Source organism: Nocardioides luteus (assembly GCF_000960475.2).
GTDB classification, from domain to species: Bacteria; Actinomycetota; Actinomycetes; order Propionibacteriales; family Nocardioidaceae; genus Nocardioides; species Nocardioides luteus_A.
In genome coordinates this window covers 86,147-103,085 of the sequence record NZ_JZDQ02000017.1, presented here as the reverse complement: position 1 = coordinate 103,085, position 16,939 = coordinate 86,147, and the positions used below count along the sequence as shown (strand labels likewise).

The window sequence follows — 16,939 nt, the reverse complement described above, 5'->3', positions numbered from 1 at the left end:
CAGCCACATGGCGCACGTCACACCGCGTCGCGATCCTAAGGGGCATGCCCCACACCCGACTCGTACGCAGCTCCCTGACCGTCGGCTCCGCCCTCGCCCTCGCCGCCGCGGCCCTGGTCGCCGGCCAGGCGCCCGCCACCGCCGCGCCGACCACGGTCGCGCCGACCACCGCCGCGCTCGCCGCCGCGCCAGCAGCCACCGTCGCCTGCTCCTCGCTGGTCGGGCTGAAGATCCCGGCGCACCGGATCGGCCTGCCCACCACGGGCGCCGAGGTCACCGCGGCGACGTCGATGCCCGCCTCCGGGACCGGCCCGACCGCGATCCCGGCCTACTGCCGCGCCGACATCGCGATCCACCCGGTCGACCCGGCTGCCCCGGACATCCGGATGGGCCTGGCGCTGCCGGAGGGGTGGAACGGGCGGACGATGATGTTCGGCGGCGGTGGCTACAACGGCACCGTCCCCAACCTCGCCCAGAACGTGCCCTTCGGGCCGGTCGACCAGCGCACGCCGCTCGGCCGCGGCTACGCGACCTATGCCAGCGACTCCGGTCACCAGGCCGACACCACCCGCCACCCGATCGCCAGCCTGGACGGCTGGTTCGGCCAGAACGACGAGGCGCTGCGCAACTTCTCCGGGGACGCGCTCAAGAAGGTGCACGACACCGCGCGGTTCGTCATCACGAAGGCGTTCGGCCGTGGGCCCGCCACCACCTACTTCGCCGGCGGATCGACCGGTGGCCGTGAGGCCCTCGCCGTCGCACAGCGCTGGCCGCGCGACTTCGACGGCGTGATCTCCGCCTACCCCGCCTGGAACGCCGCGACCCTCGACCTCTTCTTCGGCCGGATCACCCACGAGTTCGCCAAGCCCGGCGCGTTCCCGTCGAAGGTCCAGCAGGACCTCGTCGCCCAGCGGGTGCTGGCCGCCTGCGACGGCGACGACGGGCTCGAGGACGGGGTGATCTCCGACGAGGCCGGCTGCGACTTCGACCCGGAGACGCTGCTGTGCGGCGAGGGGGAGACCCCGGGCGCCACCTGCCTCGCCCGCGAGCAGGTCGACGCGATCGTCGCCGCCGACGGCAGCTGGCGGCTGCCCTACCGGGTGGCGAGCGGGGAGCGGGGCTACCCCGGGTTCCCGCTGCTCTCCGGCGCGCGGATGTCGACGCCGATCCTCGGGTTCGGCACCACCGCACCGGCCGACCCGATGCCGGTGACCGCCGGCTACGGCATGCAGTTCTGGAACCAGTGGGTGAAGTACTTCATCACCCGCGACCCGCAGATCAGCCCGTTCGCGATCGACCCGGCCGACCCGGGGGAGTGGCAGCGCCGGATCAGCGAGCTCACCGCGCTCCAGGACGTCAACGACGCCGACCTGCGCCCCTTCGCCCGTGCCGGCGGCCGGCTGATCCTGATCCACGGTGCCGCCGACGAGCTGGTCAGCCACCGCTCCACGATCGACTACTACCAGCGGGTCCAGCGCGTGATGGGCAAGCGTGCGACCGAGGAGTTCTCGCGGTTCTACCTCGTCCCCGGCGCCAACCACGCCAACTTCGCCCCGGTCGCCTACTCCGCCTCGTACGACTCCCTCACCGCGCTGGAGGGCTGGGCCGAGCGCGGCGTCGCGCCCGAGAACCAGGTGGTCGCCGACGGCAACGCCGGAGCCGGCCGCACGCGGCCGCTGTGCGCATGGCCGACCTGGCCGGCGTACGTCGCGGGGCCCGCCTCGGAGGCGAGCAGCTTCCGGTGCGAGATGTGACGGGTGACACCCCCGACCTTTCCGGTCGACCGGTCGGGATGGTTTCCTATCCCTCATGTCTGTTTGGCGCACCAAGTCCATCGAGCAATCACTTGCCGATGCCGAAACCCCGGAGTTCCAGCTCAAAAGGCGGCTCACCGCGGTTGACCTGACGGTCTTCGGGATCGGCGTCATCATCGGCGCGGGTATCTTCACCCTGACGGGCCGGGCCGCGGCCCAGTACGCAGGCCCCGGCGTCGTCTTCTCCTTCGTCATCGCCGCGATCTGTTGCGGCCTGGCGGCGCTGTGCTACGCCGAGTTCGCCTCGACCGTGCCGGTGTCGGGGTCGGCGTACACCTTCTCCTACGCCACGCTGGGCGAGATGCTCGCCTGGATCATCGGCTGGGACCTGAACCTGGAGATGGTGCTCGGTGCGTCCGTGGTCGCGCAGGGCTGGAGCAGCTACCTGGTGACGTTCCTCGAGGAGATCGGGCTCGGTTGGCCCAAGGGGTACGGCCCGGACGCCAACGCCGACTTCGGTCAGCCCAACCTGGCCGCGCTGCTGCTCGTGGTCGTCCTGGTCGGCCTGATCGCGATCGGCATCAAGGAGTCGCTGCGGGTCAACCTCGCGCTCGTCGCGGTCAAGCTGTTCATCGTCCTGTTCGTCATCGTCGCCGGCATGTTCTACGTCTCCGGCTCCAACTACGACCCGTTCGTCCCCGCGCGCGCCGGCTCCGTCAGCGGCGAGGGCATCCACCAGCCGCTGATCCAGTGGGCCTTCGGCCTCGAGCCGCAGACCTTCGGTGTCCTCGGCATCATCTCGGCCGCCTCGGTCGTCTTCTTCGCCTACATCGGCTTCGACGTGGTCGCCACGACCGCCGAGGAGGCCAAGAACCCCCAGCGTGACCTGCCCCGCGGCATCATCGGCTCGCTGGTGATCTGCACGATCCTCTACGTCGCCGTCGCGCTGGTCATCACCGGCATGGTGAAGTACGACGAGATCGACCCCGACGCCGCGCTCGCCACCGCGTTCCGCGACGTCGGCCGTGGCGGCTTCGCCACCCTGATCTCGGCGGGCGCCGTCGCCGGTCTGACCACCGTCGTGATGACGCTGATGATCGGCGCCATCCGGGTCGTCTTCGCGATGAGCCGCGACGGCCTGTTCCCGGTGAAGTTCGCCCACGTCAACCCGAAGACCGGCACCCCGGTCCGGATCACCCTCACCGTCGGCGTCTTCGTCGCGATCGTGGCCACCTTCACCCCGATCGGCAAGCTCGAGGAGATGGTCAACATCGGCACCCTGACCGCGTTCGCGCTGGTCTCGATCGCCGTGCCGATCCTGCGCAAGCGTCGCCCCGACCTGCCGCGCTCCTTCTCGGTGCCGCTCAACCCGGTGCTGCCGATCGTGGCCGCGCTGATCTGCATCTACCTGACGCTCAACCTGAGCGTCGAGACCTGGCTGCGGTTCCTGATCTGGATGGCGATCGGCTTCGCGATCTATTTCGTCTACGGCTACCGCAACTCGCGGGTCGGCAAGGGCGGAGACGACAAGGTCGTCGAGCCGCTCCACATGTGACACGTTGACCACCAGCAAGGGGCGCGCGGCCGTTGGCCGCGCGCCCCTTGTCAGTTCACCGCGTCCGGGTTCACCGCGTCCAGCAGGCGATCACCCAGGTCGGAGCGGAGGTAGAGGACCGATCGGCCGTGGCGGGCCGAGGTCAGCAGGCCGGCCGCGCGCATCGCCCGCAGGTGCTGGTTGACCGCCGTGGGGGTCACCCCGAGACGTACGGCCAGCTCGGTCGAGGAGGCCGGAGCCTCCAGCAGGGTGAGCAGCCCGGAGCGGGTCTCGCCGATGAGGTCGCGCAGGGCGTGCGGCGCCCGAGGCCGGTCGGTGGTCCACAGGGTCCCGAGGCCTCGCGCCGGGTAGAATATGACCGGCGGCTCCTCGGGCGAGATCGGGGTCGACGGGTTGCGGCTGAACAGGGTCGGCACCAGGGTGAGCCCGACCCCCGCGGTCGTACGCCGATAGTCGACCTTCGAGGTGGTGAGCCGGATCGCGAGGACGTCGTCGGCGAAGGTGACCCGCGGCGAGATGTCGCCGAACATCGCCGCCATGCCCGCGTGCACGATCGTGCGGCCGCGATGGACGATGTCGGCCTCCAGCACCGCGCGCATCCGCTGCCAGTGAGGCTCGAAGCACGCGTCCCAGTAGTCGCGGAGAGCGGTGAGGACGCGGCGCAGCACCACCCGCGGGGACCCGCTCAGCGCCACCGGCGGATCGGTTTCGAAGTGGACCGCGGCGAGGTCGGCGCGGACCCGGTCCGGTGGGGTGGCCGCGACGACCTCGAGCTCGTCGTCGAGCCGGGCGAGCGGGTTCCGGGGTCGGGGGTTGAGGAAGTCCGGCGTCCAGAGCCGGTCGTTGGTCAGCGCGAGCAGGGTCTCGCGGTCCAGCTCCGCGGCGGCGACGGTGCGCAGCCAAGGAAGGTGGAGCGGGAACCGGCCCGGGTCGCGCAGCGCACGCAGGGAGAGGGTGAGCTCGTTGAGCGGCGAGATGGCGAACCGGACCTCGCTCAGGTCGGGGCCGGCCAGCTCGTACCTGATCATGAAGCAATACGCTACATCGTTAACGTTCCATGGACGCGAGGTGCGACAACTGGGACCCGTGATCCGACTCCCCAATGACCCGGTCGAGCGCCCGCTCGTCGGCGCCGTCGCCGCCCTCTCCCTCGCCCGTGGCATGTTCTTCGCGGTCAGCGCGCTCTACTTCACCCGCACGATCGGCCTCTCGGCGGTCACCGTCGGCATCGGCCTGACCGTCGCCGGCGGAGTCGGCGTCGTGGCGACGTACGCAGGTGGGCGGCTCAGCGACCGGTGGGGCGCCGACCGGGTGCAGCTGGGGGCGATGGCCAGCTACGGCATCGCCCTGCTCGCCTACGCCCTGGCCCGGGACGTGGTCGCGTTCGTGCTGGTCGCGACCTGGGTCTCGGCCTCGCGTGGCTTCCAGTCGAGCGCCCAGTCGACGCTGGTCGCGCGCTGGTTCGACGGTCCCGACCGGGTGGCCGTGCGCGCCCGGTTGCGGGTGGTGATGAACGTGATGATCGGCGCCGGGACGCTGCTCGCGGCGGTGGCGCTGGCGGTGGACACCGGGACGGCCTACCGCACCACGATGGTGCTCGTCGGTGTGCTCACCACGCTCGCGGCGGTGCCGCTCGTCGGGCTGCGGCGCCGGGTCGCGGGGCTGGGCGAGTCGATGGACGCCGGCTCCGGGCCTTCGACGACCCGAGGGCCCTCACCGCTGCGCGACCGCACCTATGTGACCGCGACCGTCCTCAGCGGCGTGATGGCGATCCACTTCGGGGTGACCTCGATCGGGGTGCCGCTCTGGGTGGCCGACCACACCGACGCCCCGACCGTTCTGGTCTCCGTGCTGCTGGTGGTGAACACCGTCTACGTCGCGCTCTTCCAGGTGCGTGCCTCGCGCGGGACCCACGACATCGCCACCGCAGGGCGGGCCGTGCGAGGGGCCGGGTTCCTGCTGCTGACGGCCTGCGTCCTCTTCGCCGCGGCGGCCTACGCCGGTCCGGTGGTCGCCACCGCGTTGCTGCTGTCGGCCGCGCTCGCCTCCTCAGCCGCCGAGACCCGCGGCGAGGCGGGCAGCTGGGGGCTGGCCTTCGAGCTGGCCGACCAGAACCGGGCCGGCGCCTACCAGGGGGTCAGCCAGATGGGCTACGCGCTCGCCCAGATGCTCGCGCCGCTGGTCGTGACCGCCACCGCGATCGACCACGGCACCGGCGGCTGGATGGCGCTGGGCGCGCTCTTCGCGGTCACCGGGATCCTCACCGCGGTGCTCGCCCGGCACGCGGCCGCGGCGCGCGCCCGCGACGAGGCTCAGCGCAGCGCGTACGTCGCCAGCGAGACGCCGGTGTAGTGGACGATGAAGGCAAGGATCGTGAAGGTGTGGAAGACCTCGTGGAAGCCGAACCACTTCGGCCACGGGTTGGGCCGCTTGAAGCCGTAGATCACACCGCCGGCGGTGTAGAGCGCGCCGCCGACGCAGATCAGCGTGAAGGTGGCGATCCCGATGCCGACGCCCAGCGCCACGGCGCCGTCGAAGAAGGACGGGATGAAGAAGATCGCCGCCCAGCCGAGGGCGATGTAGTTCGGGACGTACAGCCAACGCGGGGCCTCGGGCCAGAACACCCGGAAGAAGACGCCCAGGATCGCGCCGGTCCAGACCACCGAGAGCAGCACCACCTGGGTGACGCCGTCGAGGAGCAGCAGCGAGAAGGGGGTGTAGGAGCCCGCGATCATCAGCATGATGTTGGCGTGGTCCCAGCGCTTCAGGATCGTGTGGGCGCGGGCGCTCCACTTACCCATCGCGTTGCCGCGGTGGTAGACCGCGGAGACCGTGAAGAGGAGCAGCGCGGCCATCGTGAACACCGTCGCGCCGAGGCGTGGCGCGCCCGAGGGGGCGAGCACGATCAGGACGATACCGGCGGCGAGGGTGAGCGGGGCGCTGGCCAGATGGATCCAGCCGCGCAGCTTCGGGAGGGCCTCGTGGACGGTCGAGGAGACCGAGTCGGTGATCGTGCCGACCTTGAGGCGCATCGCGTCCGTCATCTCACTCATGAAGCGTAAGAGTATCCGCCCACCCTGAAGATCAGGTGAATCCCGTCCCGCTGGGTGATGTCGCCGCGCCGCCGATACCCTTCTCCTCGTGGCAGACTGGAAGGACGGCGTACGTCGAATTCTGTATCCCGCCTACGAGGCGCGGATGCTCCGCAAGCTCGACGTCTCCAAGCTTCCCAAGCACGTCGGGGTGATGCTCGACGGCAACCGCCGCTGGGCCAAGGCGGTCGGCCAGTCGACCGCCCACGGCCACCGTGCCGGCGCCGCCAACATCGAGCCGCTGCTCACCTGGTGCGACGAGATCGGCATCGAGGTGGTCACCCTGTGGCTGCTCTCCACCGACAACCTCAACCGGCCCGCCGAGGAGCTGGCACCCCTCCTCGAGATCATCGCCGACGCGGTCGACTCCCTGGCAGACGTACGCCGCTGGCGGCTGCACCCGGTCGGCGCGCTCGACCTGCTCCCGCCGTGGCTGGCCCAGCGGCTCAAGGCCGCCGAGGAGGCGACCCGGGACGTCGACGGGATGCTGGTCAACGTCGCCGTCGGCTACGGCGGCCGTCGCGAGATCGCCGACGCCGTCCGCGCCCTGCTCAACGAGCACGCCACCCGCGGCACCTCGCTGGAGGAGCTCGCCCAGATCATCGACGTCGAGCACATCGCCGACCACCTCTACACCAAGGGCCAGCCCGACCCCGACCTGGTGATCCGTACGTCGGGGGAGCAGCGCCTCGGTGGCTTCCTGCTGTGGCAGAGCGCGAAGTCGGAGTTCTACTTCTGCGAGGCCTACTGGCCCGACTTCCGGCGCACGGACTTCCTGCGCGCCCTGCGGGCCTACGCCCAGCGCGAGCGTCGCCTCGGAAGGTGACCGCTGGCCGGAACAAATCGGTGGTGTCACCAGGAGTTCACAAAGAAAAATCGTTCGTGTTGCCACGGACCGTTGGTGCGGCGTCGTAGCGTTGTACCAACGGCGGGGAACAAATTCCCGTCGCACCTGGAGGCCCGTTACGTGAGTAGTCACGAACCGAACCTGCGTCAGGATCTCATCGATCCCGACGGGTGTGAGGCGGTCGGCACCCCGACTGACGGTCCACCGTCCGGTCCATCTGATTGACGATGAAATGGCCGGACTCATGGGTGTATGAGCCGGTCGCGAGAGGTGATCCGCGTGGCCAACCGAACCACGAACGAGCATGTCACCGAGGCCGACACGTCGGCCGCTCCGACACCGGCGTCGGAGCCTTCTCCGGAGAGCGAGTCGCCTGCTGCGCGAACGTTCGTTCTCGACACCAGCGTCCTGCTCTCGGATCCGAAGGCCATGACGCGCTTCGCCGAGCACCAGGTCGTGCTCCCGGTGGTGGTGATCACCGAGCTGGAGGGGAAGCGGCACCACCCGGAGCTGGGCTACTTCGCCCGCTCCGCGCTCCGGCAGCTCGATGAGCTGCGGGTCACCCACGGCCGCCTCGACACGGCGGTTCCGGTCGGTGAGGAGGGCGGCACCATCCGTGTCGAGCTCAACCACACCGACCCGTCCTCGCTGCCGAGCGGCTTCCGGCTCGGGGACAACGACACCCGGATCCTCGCGGTCGCGCGCAACCTGCAGGGCGACGGGCTCGACGTCACCCTGGTCTCCAAGGACCTGCCGATGCGGATCAAGGCGTCCGCGGTCGGGCTCAAGGCCGAGGACTACCGCGGCGAGCGGATCAACGACTCCGACCCGGGCTACTCCGGGATGGCCGAGCTCGACGTCGCCTCCGCCGACCTCGACGAGCTCTACGACGACGGCGTCCTCGACCTCGACGTCGCCCGCGACCTCCCCTGCCACACCGGCCTGGTGCTGATGTCGGACCGGGGCACCGCGCTGGGCCGGGTCGGCTCGGACAAGCAGGTCCACCTCGTCCGCGGCGACCGGGAGGTCTTCGGCATCCACGGCCGCTCCGCGGAGCAGCGGATCGCGCTCGAGATGCTGCTCGACCCCGAGGTCGGCATCGTCTCCCTCGGCGGCCGGGCCGGCACCGGGAAGTCGGCGCTGGCACTGTGCGCTGGCCTGGAGGCGGTCATGGAGCGCAACCAGCACAAGAAGGTGGTCATCTTCCGCCCGCTCTTCGCCGTCGGTGGCCAGGAGCTCGGCTACCTGCCCGGCACCGAGAACGAGAAGATGTCGCCGTGGGGCCAGGCGGTCTTCGACACCCTCTCCGCGGTGACCACCCAGGACGTGATCGACGAGATCATCGACCGCGGCATGCTGGAGGTGCTGCCGCTGACCCACATCCGTGGCCGGTCGCTGCACGACTCGTTCGTGATCGTCGACGAGGCGCAGTCGCTGGAGCGCAATGTGCTCCTCACGGTGCTCTCCCGCATCGGGTCCAACTCGAAGGTCGTGCTCACCCACGACGTCGCGCAGCGCGACAACCTCCGGGTCGGGCGTCACGACGGTGTCGTCGCGGTGATCGAGAAGCTGAAGGGCCACCCGCTCTTCTCGCACGTCACCCTGACCCGCTCCGAGCGTTCGCCGATCGCGGCCCTGGTCACCGAGATGCTGGAGAACGTCGTCCCGTGACGCCGTAATCATTGTCACGTCAACGGCCCCAGACCGGTGAGGTCTGGGGCCGTTGTGGTTTCTGTGACTCATGTTACGGAAGTGATGCTCAGGACGGTCATTTCTGACCTACAAACGGTGCGTCCGGTTTGATACAGGGCGGGTGCTCATGCATTGTTTGCGGGTCTGTAATGCCTCAGCCCCCGAATGAGAGCCCGTGACCAAGCCTGTTCATCGTGCCCCGCGACATCGCGGTGCGCCAGCGAATCCGCTTGTCGACGTTCCGCACAAGGCTGCGCGTACGACCGCCAAGACAACCCTCCTCCTCTCCGTCCTCGCCCTCGGCGGGACCGGTGCCGCCGTCGCCGGCGGGGTGGCCTACACCGGGCCGGCCCAAGACGACGCCACGCTCAGCGCGGGGTCGGCAGCCGACCTCCCCGAGCTCACCGACGCCCAGCGCGCCGCGATCGAGGCCGAGTCCGCCGCCCGCGGCAGCGAGACCACCCTCTCGCGTTCCGCCGGTGACCGCCGTGAGGTCGCCGACCCCGGCAAGCAGGCGGCCCTGTCCGACTCCGGCGACGTCCGGGCGATCGCCGGCGTCGAGGAGATCGAGCTCGACCTGCGCGACCCCAAGGACATCGCCCGGTCGATGCTCGCCGACTTCGGCTGGGGCCTCGACCAGTTCTCCTGCCTCGAGCCGCTGTGGGAGAAGGAGTCGGGCTGGAACGTCAGCGCCTCCAACCCCTCCTCCAGCGCCTACGGCATCCCGCAGGCCCTCCCCGGCTCCAAGATGGCCTCCGCCGGCGACGACTGGCAGACCAACGCCGCCACCCAGATCGAGTGGGGCCTCGGCTACATCAACGACCGCTACGGCTCCCCCTGCGGCGCCTGGAGCCACTCCCAGTCCTCCGGCTGGTACTGAGCCCCCGCCGAGAAGGTGGTTCTGGCGGCCGAATCGTCAGCTGTGGGCGACCAAACTCTCGTTTCGTCGCCCACAGCTACATTCTCGGCGGTGCCTGATCAGGGGTGGGTCATCGACTCGACGTCGAGGGCCTTGTCGAGGTCTTCCTCGGTGATCGTGCCGTCGGCGACGTAGCCGAGCTTGATGACGGTGTCCTTGATGGTGGCGCCCTCGGCGAGGGCCTGCTTGGCGACCTTGGCGGCGGCCTCGTAGCCGATGTACTTGTTGAGCGGCGTGACGATCGAGGGAGACGACTCGGCGTAGGCGCGGAGACGCTCGGGGATCGGCACGATCCCGTCGACCGTACGTCCGGCCAGGACCGTCATCGAGGTCGAGAGCAGGCGGATCGACTCCAGGATGTTGCGGGCCATCACCGGCATCGCGACGTTGAGCTCGAAGGCCCCCGAGGCTCCGGCGGCGGTCACGGCGGCGTCGTTGCCGATCACCTGGAACGCGACCATCAAGGTGGCCTCGGGGACGACCGGGTTGACCTTGCCGGGCATGATCGAGGAGCCCGGCTGGAGGTCGGGCAGGTGGATCTCGGCCAGGCCGGTGGTCGGGCCCGACGACATCCAGCGCAGGTCGTTGTTGATCTTGATCAGGCCGACCGCGATCGTCTTCAGCACGCCGGAGAGCTCGACCAGCGAGTCGCGGGTGCCCTGGGCCTCGAAGTGGTTGCGGGCCTCGGTGAACGGCTGCCCGGTGCGGTCGGAGAGCTCGGCGATCACGGCCTGCGGGAACCCGGCGGGCGTGTTGATGCCGGTCCCGACCGCGGTGCCGCCGAGCGCCAGCTCGCGCACTCGCGGGAGCACCGCCTCCAGCCGCTCGGCCGCGTAGCGGATCGTGGCTGCGTACCCTCCGAACTCCTGGCCGAGGGTGACCGGGGTCGCGTCCATCAGGTGCGTACGTCCCGACTTCACCAGGCCGGCGAACTCGGTGGCCTTCGCCTCGAGGGAGGTGGCCAGCACGTCGATCGCGGGCAGCAGCTGCTCGCTGACGGCGACCGCGGCCGCGACGTGGATCGCGGTCGGGAAGGTGTCGTTGGAGGACTGGGAGGCGTTGACGTGGTCGTTGGGATGTACGTCGCCGCCGGCGCTCGCCACCAGCGACGCGATCACCTCGTTGGCGTTCATGTTGGAGGACGTGCCGGACCCGGTCTGGAAGACGTCGATCGGGAACGCGTCGTCGTGCCTGCCCTCGGAGACGGCGCCCGCGGCCGCGAAGATCGCCTCGGCCTTGTCGGCGGGCAGGACGCCGAGGTCGAGGTTGGCCTTGGCGGCGGCAGCCTTCACATGGCCGATCGCATGGATCAGCGCCGGCTCGATCGGCGTGCCCGAGATGGGGAAGTTCTCCACGGCCCGCTGGGTCTGGGCGCGCCACAGCGCGTCCTTCGGGACCCGGACCTCTCCCATGGAGTCGTGCTCGATGCGAAAGCTCATGTCGTCCATGTCTGGTTCAACCTTTGACTAGTTCGTGCCATTCCTCGGTGAGACCCCGCCGGAGGAGAGCCAGCCCACATAGAGCCAGTACGTCTCCGAGTGTCCCTGCAGGTCGACGGGGTAGGAGAGCGCCTCGGCGCCGTCGAAGACCTGCGCCATCACCTCCAGCAGCGCCGGAGCCTCCGCTGCCGACCACACCACCACCGTGCCACCCGGGGCGGTGGCCCGCCGCGCATCGGCCAGCGCCGGCGCCTCGTAGAGCGCCCCGTTGGCGTCGTGGACCAGGTAGCCGGGGCCGTTGTCGACGTCGAGCAGCACGACGTCGTACGCCTCCGCCGGGCTCTCCCGCAGGACCACGGCCACGTCGGCGACCTCGATGTGGATGCGCTCGTCCTCCAGGAGCTCCGGGCCGTGGGGGATCCGGCCGGTGCGCATCCACTCGACCAGGCGCGGCTCGATCTCGACGACCGTGACCGCCTCGACCCGCGGATCGGTCAGCGCCGCCTCGAGGGTGAACCCGAGGCCCAGACCACCGATGAGTACGTTCCTCGGCTCCGGATGCAGCTCGAGCGCCCGTGTCGCGAGCGCCTTCTCGGTCGAGGTCTCCCGGGTGTCCATCACGAAGATCCCGTTGGCCCGCAGCTCCAGATGGCCGTCGGCCCGGTGCTTCAGGACCAGGCCCCCGTGCGCGCTGCGCGCGCTTACTCCCTCGCTCGGCGCGAATGGACGAGCAAGCTCGCCATCCGACCTCGCTCCGGTCGTCTCTGCGATCACCGATTCCGTCACGGTTCCATTGTGTCCGATGTGGGTACCGGTTCGTTCATGAGCGATGACAACACCCAGTTCCCCGCCCAGCAGCAGGAGCCTCCCGGGCTCACCGGCGAGATGGACCCGCTGCCCGACCACGGCGAGTCCAGCTACCAGGGCCACGGCCGCCTCGATGGCAAGGTCGCGCTCATCACCGGTGCCGACTCCGGCATCGGCCGCGCGGTCGCCATCGCGTACGCCCGCGAGGGGGCCGACGTGGCCTTCACCTATCTTCCCGAGGAGGAGCCGGATGCCCAGGAGACCTCGAAGCTGGTCGAGGATGCCGGCCGGACGGTCCTGGCGATCCCGATCGACCTGCGTGAGCGCGAGGCCTGCGACGAGGTGGTCGAGCGCACCGTGCAGGAGCTCGGCGGCCTGGACATCCTGGTCAACAACGCCGGCTACCAGTTCGCCCGCGACAAGGGCCTGACGGACATGGACGACGAGCGGATCGACCGGACCTTCAAGACCAACCTGTACGCCCTGCTCTGGCTGACCCGGGCGGCCGTGCCGCACCTGAAGAAGAGCAACGGCTGCGTCATCAACAACGCCTCCATCCAGGCGTACGAGCCCTCGACCAGCCTGCTGGACTACGCCGCGACCAAGGCGGCGATCAACAACTTCACCGTGAACCTCGCCGCCGAGCTCGGACCCGATGGCATCCGGGTGAACGCGGTGGCGCCCGGCCCGATCTGGACACCGCTGCAGCCGGCCACGCAGGCGCCGGAGAAGGTGCAGAAGTTCGGTGCCAACACGCCCCTGGGGCGCGCCGGTCAGCCGGCCGAGGTCGCGCCGGCGTTCGTCTTCCTCGCCTCGCCGGCCGAGGCCTCCTACGTCTCCGGAACCGTCCTCGGTGTGACGGGGGGACGGCCGGTGTTCTGATGGGCGCCAGCAGGTTCGACGGCGACGAGATCGACGACGACGAGACGATCGACGGCGGTGGTCCGGACGAGGGGCCGGAGCAGCGGATCACCCGCAACTGGAACGAGCTCCTCCAGGAGCTGCGGGTGCTGCAGACCGGCGTCCAGATCCTCACCGGCTTTCTGCTGACGGTGCCCTTCTCGCCCCGATTCCCTGACCTGTCCGAACACCAGCAGTCCCTCTACCTCGTCGTGCTGGTCGGCTCGGTCATCACCACGAGCCTCATCATCGCTCCCGTCTCCTTCCACCGGATGCTGTTCCGTCGTCGGCAGCGCCGGTGGCTGGTCACGGCCTCACACATCTGTGCGCGGGCCGGGCTGGTGGGCTTCGCGATCGTCTCGGCGCTCGTGGTGCTGCTGGTCTTCGACGTCGTCCTCTCGCTCGGCGCCGCCATCATCGCCGCCATCGGCGTCCTGGTCCTGTTCGTCTCGCTGTGGGCGGGACTGCCGCTGGCGAACGGGCGAAACAACTCCCACTGACCCCATGTGATGACCGCCACACCCGGAGTACGCTGGTGGGGAACCGAGTCGGGTGGGCTTATGTGGTCGATCTTCTGGATCCTGGTCGCGGTGCTCCTCGGAGTCGCCGAGGCGTTCACGATGACGCTGGCGTTCGCTTTCGTCGCCGGCGGGGCGCTCCTTGCCGCAGGGAGCGCGGCCCTCGGCGCGCCCGTGCTGGTGCAGCTGCTCGTCTTCGCGCTGGCCGGTGGCGGGAGCGTCGCCCTCGTCCGCCCGGTGGCACGCCGGCACATGTCGGTGCCACCGCCGTCGCTCGACGGCACCGACGCACTCGTCGGCCGGCAGGCGGTCGTCACCTCGGAGGTGAGCTTCTCGCACGGGCTCGTGCGGCTCGCCGGCGAGGAGTGGACCGCACGCCCCTACGACGAAGACCTGGTCATCCCGGTCGGGGTTCGCGTCGACGTGCTGCAGATCGAAGGTGCGACCGCGCTCGTGCACCCGCGGGACCCGCTGTCGCTGTCGCCATAGGAGGACGTACGTCATGGAGCTTTTGCTGATTGTGCTGGTGCTCGTCGCTCTGGTGGTCGGGGGAGTCGCCTCGACGGTCCGGATCGTGCCACAGGCCCGGCGCTACAACATCGAGCGGTTCGGGCGTTACCGGATCACGCTGCAGCCGGGGCTCAACTTCGTCATCCCGCTGGTGGACCGGGTCAACACCAAGCTGGACGTGCGCGAGACGGTCTACTCCTCCAACCCGCGGCCGGTGATCACCGAGGACAACCTGGTGGTCAACATCGACACGGTGCTCTACTACCAGATCACCGACCCGCGAGCGGCCGCCTACGAGGTGGCGAACTACCTGCAGGCGATCGACCAGCTCACCGTCACGACGCTGCGCAACCTGATCGGCTCGATGGACCTGGAGCGCACCCTGACCTCGCGCGAGACGATCAACGCGCGGCTGCGCGAGGTGCTCGACGACGCCACCGGGAAGTGGGGGATCCGGGTGAACCGGGTCGAGATCAAGGCGATCGACCCGCCCGCCTCGATCAAGGAGGCGATGGAGAAGCAGATGCGCGCCGAGCGGGACAAGCGCGCCGCGATCCTGCACGCCGAGGGCAAGCGGGCCTCGCTGATCCTCGAGGCCGAGGGCACCCGGCAGAAGTCGATCCTGGAGGCGGAGGGTCACCAGCAGGCCCGGGTGCTCGAGGCCGACGGTGAGGCCAAGGCGCTCGAACGGGTCTTCCAGGCGGTCCACGCCAACGACGCCGACGCCAAGGTCCTGGCCTACAAGTACCTCGAGATGCTGCCCTCGCTGGCCGCGCACGGCAACTCGTTCTGGGTCATCCCCGGCGAGCTCACCGAGGCGATGCGCACCGTCACCGGCGCCTTCGCCGACAACGCCTCGAAGGCGGCCGGGAACGGCAACGCCGACGAGCGACGTACGCCACCGGTGCCCACCCCGCGCAACGCCATCGAGCAGGCCCAGCGCGAGGCCCACGACGAGGCCGTCAAGGCCGTCGAGGAGGCCAAGGAGGAGTCCGCGCGCGCTGATCGCATCGTCGGGTGAGGCGGGGATGCGGCCACAAGGAGAGCCGATTCAGCCGCGACACGCCGTCCACCGGCGTGTCGCACGGCCTTGTGAGGGCTCTTGTGGCCGGGCGACCGCGCTCACGCTGCAGCAGCCGGCTGTGAAAGTGCCATCTCGATGCACCTCACCACGTACTCGGGCTGGAACATGACCTGGTCGTAGGTGAACCGCAGCACGATCCAGTCGTCGGCGGCGAGCATCGTGTAGCGCTGACAGTCGCGGTCGTGCGCCTCTCTGTCGGCGTGGAAGCCCCCGGAGTCGGCCTCGAGGATGATGCCGTGGATCGGGTCGACGAGATCGGGATGCACCGTCAGCGCGCCGACGCGCACCTCGAACTGCGGGATGAACTCGTAGCCCGCCGAAGCGGTGATCGCGCGCAGTCCGGACTCGAAGGCGTTGACGGCCGAGCCGTTGGCGTGGGCGGCGACCTTCTCGACCTGCGCCCTGTGGCCGCCACGCCAGGTATGGCTGGCCGTGACGAGCTGCTCATGCGTCACAGAGCCGTGGCGCAGTGCCGAGTCGGCGACGGTCAGTGCAGAGGCGAACGGCAGATCACGTGCGCACAGCATCACGGTCAGCAACGGCCCGGTGGCCCAGCCGTCCAGCTCCTCGCGCCGGGCGTCGTACGTCCAGAACCGAGCCTTGCTCGTGGGTCGCTCCTGTCCGCTCGGTAGGAGGAGGTGCGGGACGCTGGGAGACGTACGGACCTCCCAGCCGTGATGGAGCGCCGCGCTGAGATGGGTGAGATGGAGGTTGTGCGCCACCGCGAGGCGGCGACCGAGGTCGGTCACGGGCAGGGCGTAGCGGTCGCGATCGACGTGGATGATCGCCCTGCTCGACACAGCGGTGCGGAGACGTCGGCGGCTGGAGAGCGTGACGATGTCCGCAGCGCAGGCGATCCCGCCCAGCTGCTCCAGCGCCTCGACCGCGTCCATGCCGGCCAGTATGGGCGCGACCACCGACAGTCTCCGGTGCGCCGAAAACGTGGTGCCCCGGGCAGCGACGGACTGACACGATGGTGCGCATGCCGTTGCCCACGCCGACCCTGGTCACGACGCGGCTGAGGTTGCGTCCGTTCGCCGACTCCGATGCCGACGAGCTCTTCGCGTTGCAGAGCGACGCCGACGTACTGCGCTACTGGGACTCACCGCCGTGGACCGAGCGCAGCCGCGCGGACCAGTTCATCGCGAGGTGTCGTGAGATGGCGGAGGAGGGCAGCGGGGCTCGGGTGGCCATCGAGCGCGACTCCGTCTTCCTGGGCTGGTGCACGCTGAACTCGTGGAACCCCGAGTTCCGCAGCGCGTCTCTCGGCTACTGCCTCGGCAAGCCCGCCTGGGGTCAGGGCTATGCGACCGAGGCCGCCGGCGCGCTGCTGGGGTGGGCCTTCGACACGCTGGACCTCAACCGGGTGCAGGCGGAGGCCGACACCCGCAACGCCGCGTCCGGACGCGTGCTGGAGAAGCTCGGCTTCAGACTGGAGGGGACGCTGCGCGAGGACTGCATCGTGAACGGCGACGTCTCGGACTCGTGGGTCTTCGGGCTGCTCAGACGGGAGTGGCAACCCGGCGGCCACAGCTGACAGGTGCCGTGGAGGCCGTTGCTGGGTACCGCAGCAGACATGAGCCACGAGCAACTGCCAGCAGAGGGGCCCGACGACCCCGAATACACCGGTGAGGAAGGTCAGGTCTCCGAGACCGAGCGCCTCGACGAGGACGACAGCGACACCCCGATCGCGCCCTCGGACGCCACCGCCGGCTACCCGGACTCCGAGTCCGGCAGCCCGGACACGGGCGGCTCCGGTCCCGGCGAGGCGCCGCCGGAGAACCGTCGCGACAACGAGGTCTGAGCCCGCCCCCGCCGGGCC

General features: G+C 70.0%; 17 protein-coding genes. 12 read left to right on the top strand and 5 right to left on the bottom strand.

Annotated features, from left to right (window positions below; genetic code table 11):
* Positions 1–44 precede the first annotated feature (44 nt).
* Both UG56_RS13735 and UG56_RS13730 read left to right on the top strand, forming a co-directional pair.
* Positions 45–1,754, top strand: a complete 1,710-nt coding sequence (locus UG56_RS13735; RefSeq protein ID WP_071327068.1) for a tannase/feruloyl esterase family alpha/beta hydrolase — start codon at positions 45–47, stop codon at positions 1,752–1,754.
* Positions 1,755–1,809: 55 nt separating this feature from the next.
* Positions 1,810–3,309 (top strand): amino acid permease, encoded by a 1,500-nt coding sequence (locus tag UG56_RS13730; RefSeq protein ID WP_045549528.1) that lies wholly within the window; start codon positions 1,810–1,812, stop codon positions 3,307–3,309.
* 50 nt (positions 3,310–3,359) lie between these two features.
* On the opposite strand, the gene UG56_RS13725 is transcribed toward UG56_RS13730, so the two are convergent.
* Positions 3,360–4,337, bottom strand: coding sequence for an ArsR/SmtB family transcription factor (locus UG56_RS13725; RefSeq protein WP_045549529.1), 978 nt, complete (start codon positions 4,335–4,337; stop codon positions 3,360–3,362).
* A 58-nt stretch (positions 4,338–4,395) separates the two neighbouring features.
* Here UG56_RS13725 and UG56_RS13720 point away from each other — a divergent pair, with 58 nt between their 5' ends.
* The gene (locus UG56_RS13720; protein WP_052693720.1) at positions 4,396–5,661 is read left to right on the top strand and encodes an MFS transporter; all 1,266 of its coding nucleotides are present in this window, start codon (positions 4,396–4,398) and stop codon (positions 5,659–5,661) included.
* Here the strand turns inward: UG56_RS13720 and trhA are convergent.
* Complete coding sequence (trhA, locus tag UG56_RS13715) at positions 5,622–6,362, bottom strand: PAQR family membrane homeostasis protein TrhA (RefSeq protein ID WP_256206622.1); 741 nt, start codon at positions 6,360–6,362, stop codon at positions 5,622–5,624. The two genes, UG56_RS13720 and trhA, sit on opposite strands and share 40 nt — an antisense overlap.
* Before the next feature lie 88 nt (positions 6,363–6,450).
* On the opposite strand from trhA, the gene UG56_RS13710 reads away from it, so the two are divergent.
* The 3 genes from UG56_RS13710 (at position 6,451) to UG56_RS13700 (ending at position 9,820) form a co-directional block, all read left to right on the top strand.
* Positions 6,451–7,227 carry an isoprenyl transferase gene (locus UG56_RS13710; protein WP_045549531.1) on the top strand — a complete coding sequence of 259 codons (777 nt, stop codon included), beginning with the start codon at positions 6,451–6,453 and terminating at the stop codon, positions 7,225–7,227.
* Positions 7,228–7,527: 300 nt separating this feature from the next.
* Positions 7,528–8,919, top strand: a complete 1,392-nt coding sequence (locus tag UG56_RS13705) for a PhoH family protein (protein WP_045549544.1) — start codon at positions 7,528–7,530, stop codon at positions 8,917–8,919.
* A gap of 196 nt (positions 8,920–9,115) precedes the next feature.
* Positions 9,116–9,820 (top strand): lytic transglycosylase domain-containing protein, encoded by a 705-nt coding sequence (locus UG56_RS13700; RefSeq protein ID WP_045549532.1) that lies wholly within the window; start codon positions 9,116–9,118, stop codon positions 9,818–9,820.
* A 98-nt stretch (positions 9,821–9,918) separates the two neighbouring features.
* On the opposite strand, the gene UG56_RS13695 is transcribed toward UG56_RS13700, so the two are convergent.
* Positions 9,919–11,307, bottom strand: a complete 1,389-nt coding sequence (locus tag UG56_RS13695) for a class II fumarate hydratase (protein WP_143055029.1) — start codon at positions 11,305–11,307, stop codon at positions 9,919–9,921.
* Between the two features lie 18 nt (positions 11,308–11,325).
* The gene (locus UG56_RS13690) at positions 11,326–12,084 is read right to left on the bottom strand and encodes a spermidine synthase (protein WP_256206621.1); all 759 of its coding nucleotides are present in this window, start codon (positions 12,082–12,084) and stop codon (positions 11,326–11,328) included.
* Between the two features lie 36 nt (positions 12,085–12,120).
* On the opposite strand from UG56_RS13690, the gene UG56_RS13685 reads away from it, so the two are divergent.
* Genes UG56_RS13685 through UG56_RS13670 form a run of 4 tightly spaced genes read left to right on the top strand, consistent with a single transcriptional unit; the run spans position 12,121 to position 15,054 of the window.
* Complete coding sequence (locus UG56_RS13685; RefSeq protein WP_045549547.1) at positions 12,121–12,987, top strand: glucose 1-dehydrogenase; 867 nt, start codon at positions 12,121–12,123, stop codon at positions 12,985–12,987.
* Complete coding sequence (locus UG56_RS13680) at positions 12,987–13,505, top strand: DUF6328 family protein (RefSeq protein ID WP_052693724.1); 519 nt, start codon at positions 12,987–12,989, stop codon at positions 13,503–13,505. Before UG56_RS13685 ends, UG56_RS13680 begins: the two co-directional genes overlap by 1 nt.
* Positions 13,506–13,565: 60 nt before the next feature.
* On the top strand, positions 13,566–14,012 hold the full coding sequence (locus tag UG56_RS13675) for an NfeD family protein (protein ID WP_045549533.1): 447 nt from the start codon (positions 13,566–13,568) through the stop codon (positions 14,010–14,012).
* Positions 14,013–14,025: 13 nt separating this feature from the next.
* Positions 14,026–15,054 (top strand): SPFH domain-containing protein, encoded by a 1,029-nt coding sequence (locus tag UG56_RS13670; protein WP_045549534.1) that lies wholly within the window; start codon positions 14,026–14,028, stop codon positions 15,052–15,054.
* 101 nt (positions 15,055–15,155) lie between these two features.
* Here the strand turns inward: UG56_RS13670 and UG56_RS13665 are convergent, their stop codons facing one another.
* Positions 15,156–16,010: an endonuclease domain-containing protein gene (locus tag UG56_RS13665; RefSeq protein ID WP_045549535.1), complete on the bottom strand. Its 855-nt coding sequence runs from the start codon at positions 16,008–16,010 to the stop codon at positions 15,156–15,158.
* Positions 16,011–16,099: 89 nt separating this feature from the next.
* Between UG56_RS13665 and UG56_RS13660 the strand changes: the two genes are divergently transcribed.
* Together UG56_RS13660 and UG56_RS13655 are read left to right on the top strand one after the other, a co-directional pair.
* Positions 16,100–16,654: a GNAT family N-acetyltransferase gene (locus UG56_RS13660; RefSeq protein ID WP_045549536.1), complete on the top strand. Its 555-nt coding sequence runs from the start codon at positions 16,100–16,102 to the stop codon at positions 16,652–16,654.
* A 39-nt stretch (positions 16,655–16,693) separates the two neighbouring features.
* The gene (locus UG56_RS13655) at positions 16,694–16,921 is read left to right on the top strand and encodes a hypothetical protein (RefSeq protein WP_045549537.1); all 228 of its coding nucleotides are present in this window, start codon (positions 16,694–16,696) and stop codon (positions 16,919–16,921) included.
* The last annotated feature ends 18 nt before the right edge of the window (positions 16,922–16,939 follow it).

Bases quoted from the DNA above. Each gene is read 5' to 3' on its own strand.
- UG56_RS13735 (WP_071327068.1), top strand. From the start codon at position 45: ATGCCCCACACCCGACTCGTACGCAGCTCCCTGACCGTCGGCTCCGCC.
- UG56_RS13730 (WP_045549528.1), top strand. From the start codon at position 1,810: ATGTCTGTTTGGCGCACCAAGTCCATCGAGCAATCACTTGCCGATGCC.
- UG56_RS13725 (WP_045549529.1), bottom strand. From the start codon at position 4,337: ATGATCAGGTACGAGCTGGCCGGCCCCGACCTGAGCGAGGTCCGGTTC.
- trhA (WP_256206622.1), bottom strand. From the start codon at position 6,362: ATGAGTGAGATGACGGACGCGATGCGCCTCAAGGTCGGCACGATCACC.
- UG56_RS13695 (WP_143055029.1), bottom strand. From the start codon at position 11,307: ATGGACGACATGAGCTTTCGCATCGAGCACGACTCCATGGGAGAGGTC.
- UG56_RS13685 (WP_045549547.1), top strand. From the start codon at position 12,121: ATGAGCGATGACAACACCCAGTTCCCCGCCCAGCAGCAGGAGCCTCCC.
- UG56_RS13680 (WP_052693724.1), top strand. From the start codon at position 12,987: ATGGGCGCCAGCAGGTTCGACGGCGACGAGATCGACGACGACGAGACG.
- UG56_RS13675 (WP_045549533.1), top strand. From the start codon at position 13,566: ATGTGGTCGATCTTCTGGATCCTGGTCGCGGTGCTCCTCGGAGTCGCC.
- UG56_RS13670 (WP_045549534.1), top strand. From the start codon at position 14,026: ATGGAGCTTTTGCTGATTGTGCTGGTGCTCGTCGCTCTGGTGGTCGGG.
- UG56_RS13665 (WP_045549535.1), bottom strand. From the start codon at position 16,010: ATGGACGCGGTCGAGGCGCTGGAGCAGCTGGGCGGGATCGCCTGCGCT.
- UG56_RS13660 (WP_045549536.1), top strand. From the start codon at position 16,100: ATGCCGTTGCCCACGCCGACCCTGGTCACGACGCGGCTGAGGTTGCGT.
- UG56_RS13655 (WP_045549537.1), top strand. From the start codon at position 16,694: ATGAGCCACGAGCAACTGCCAGCAGAGGGGCCCGACGACCCCGAATAC.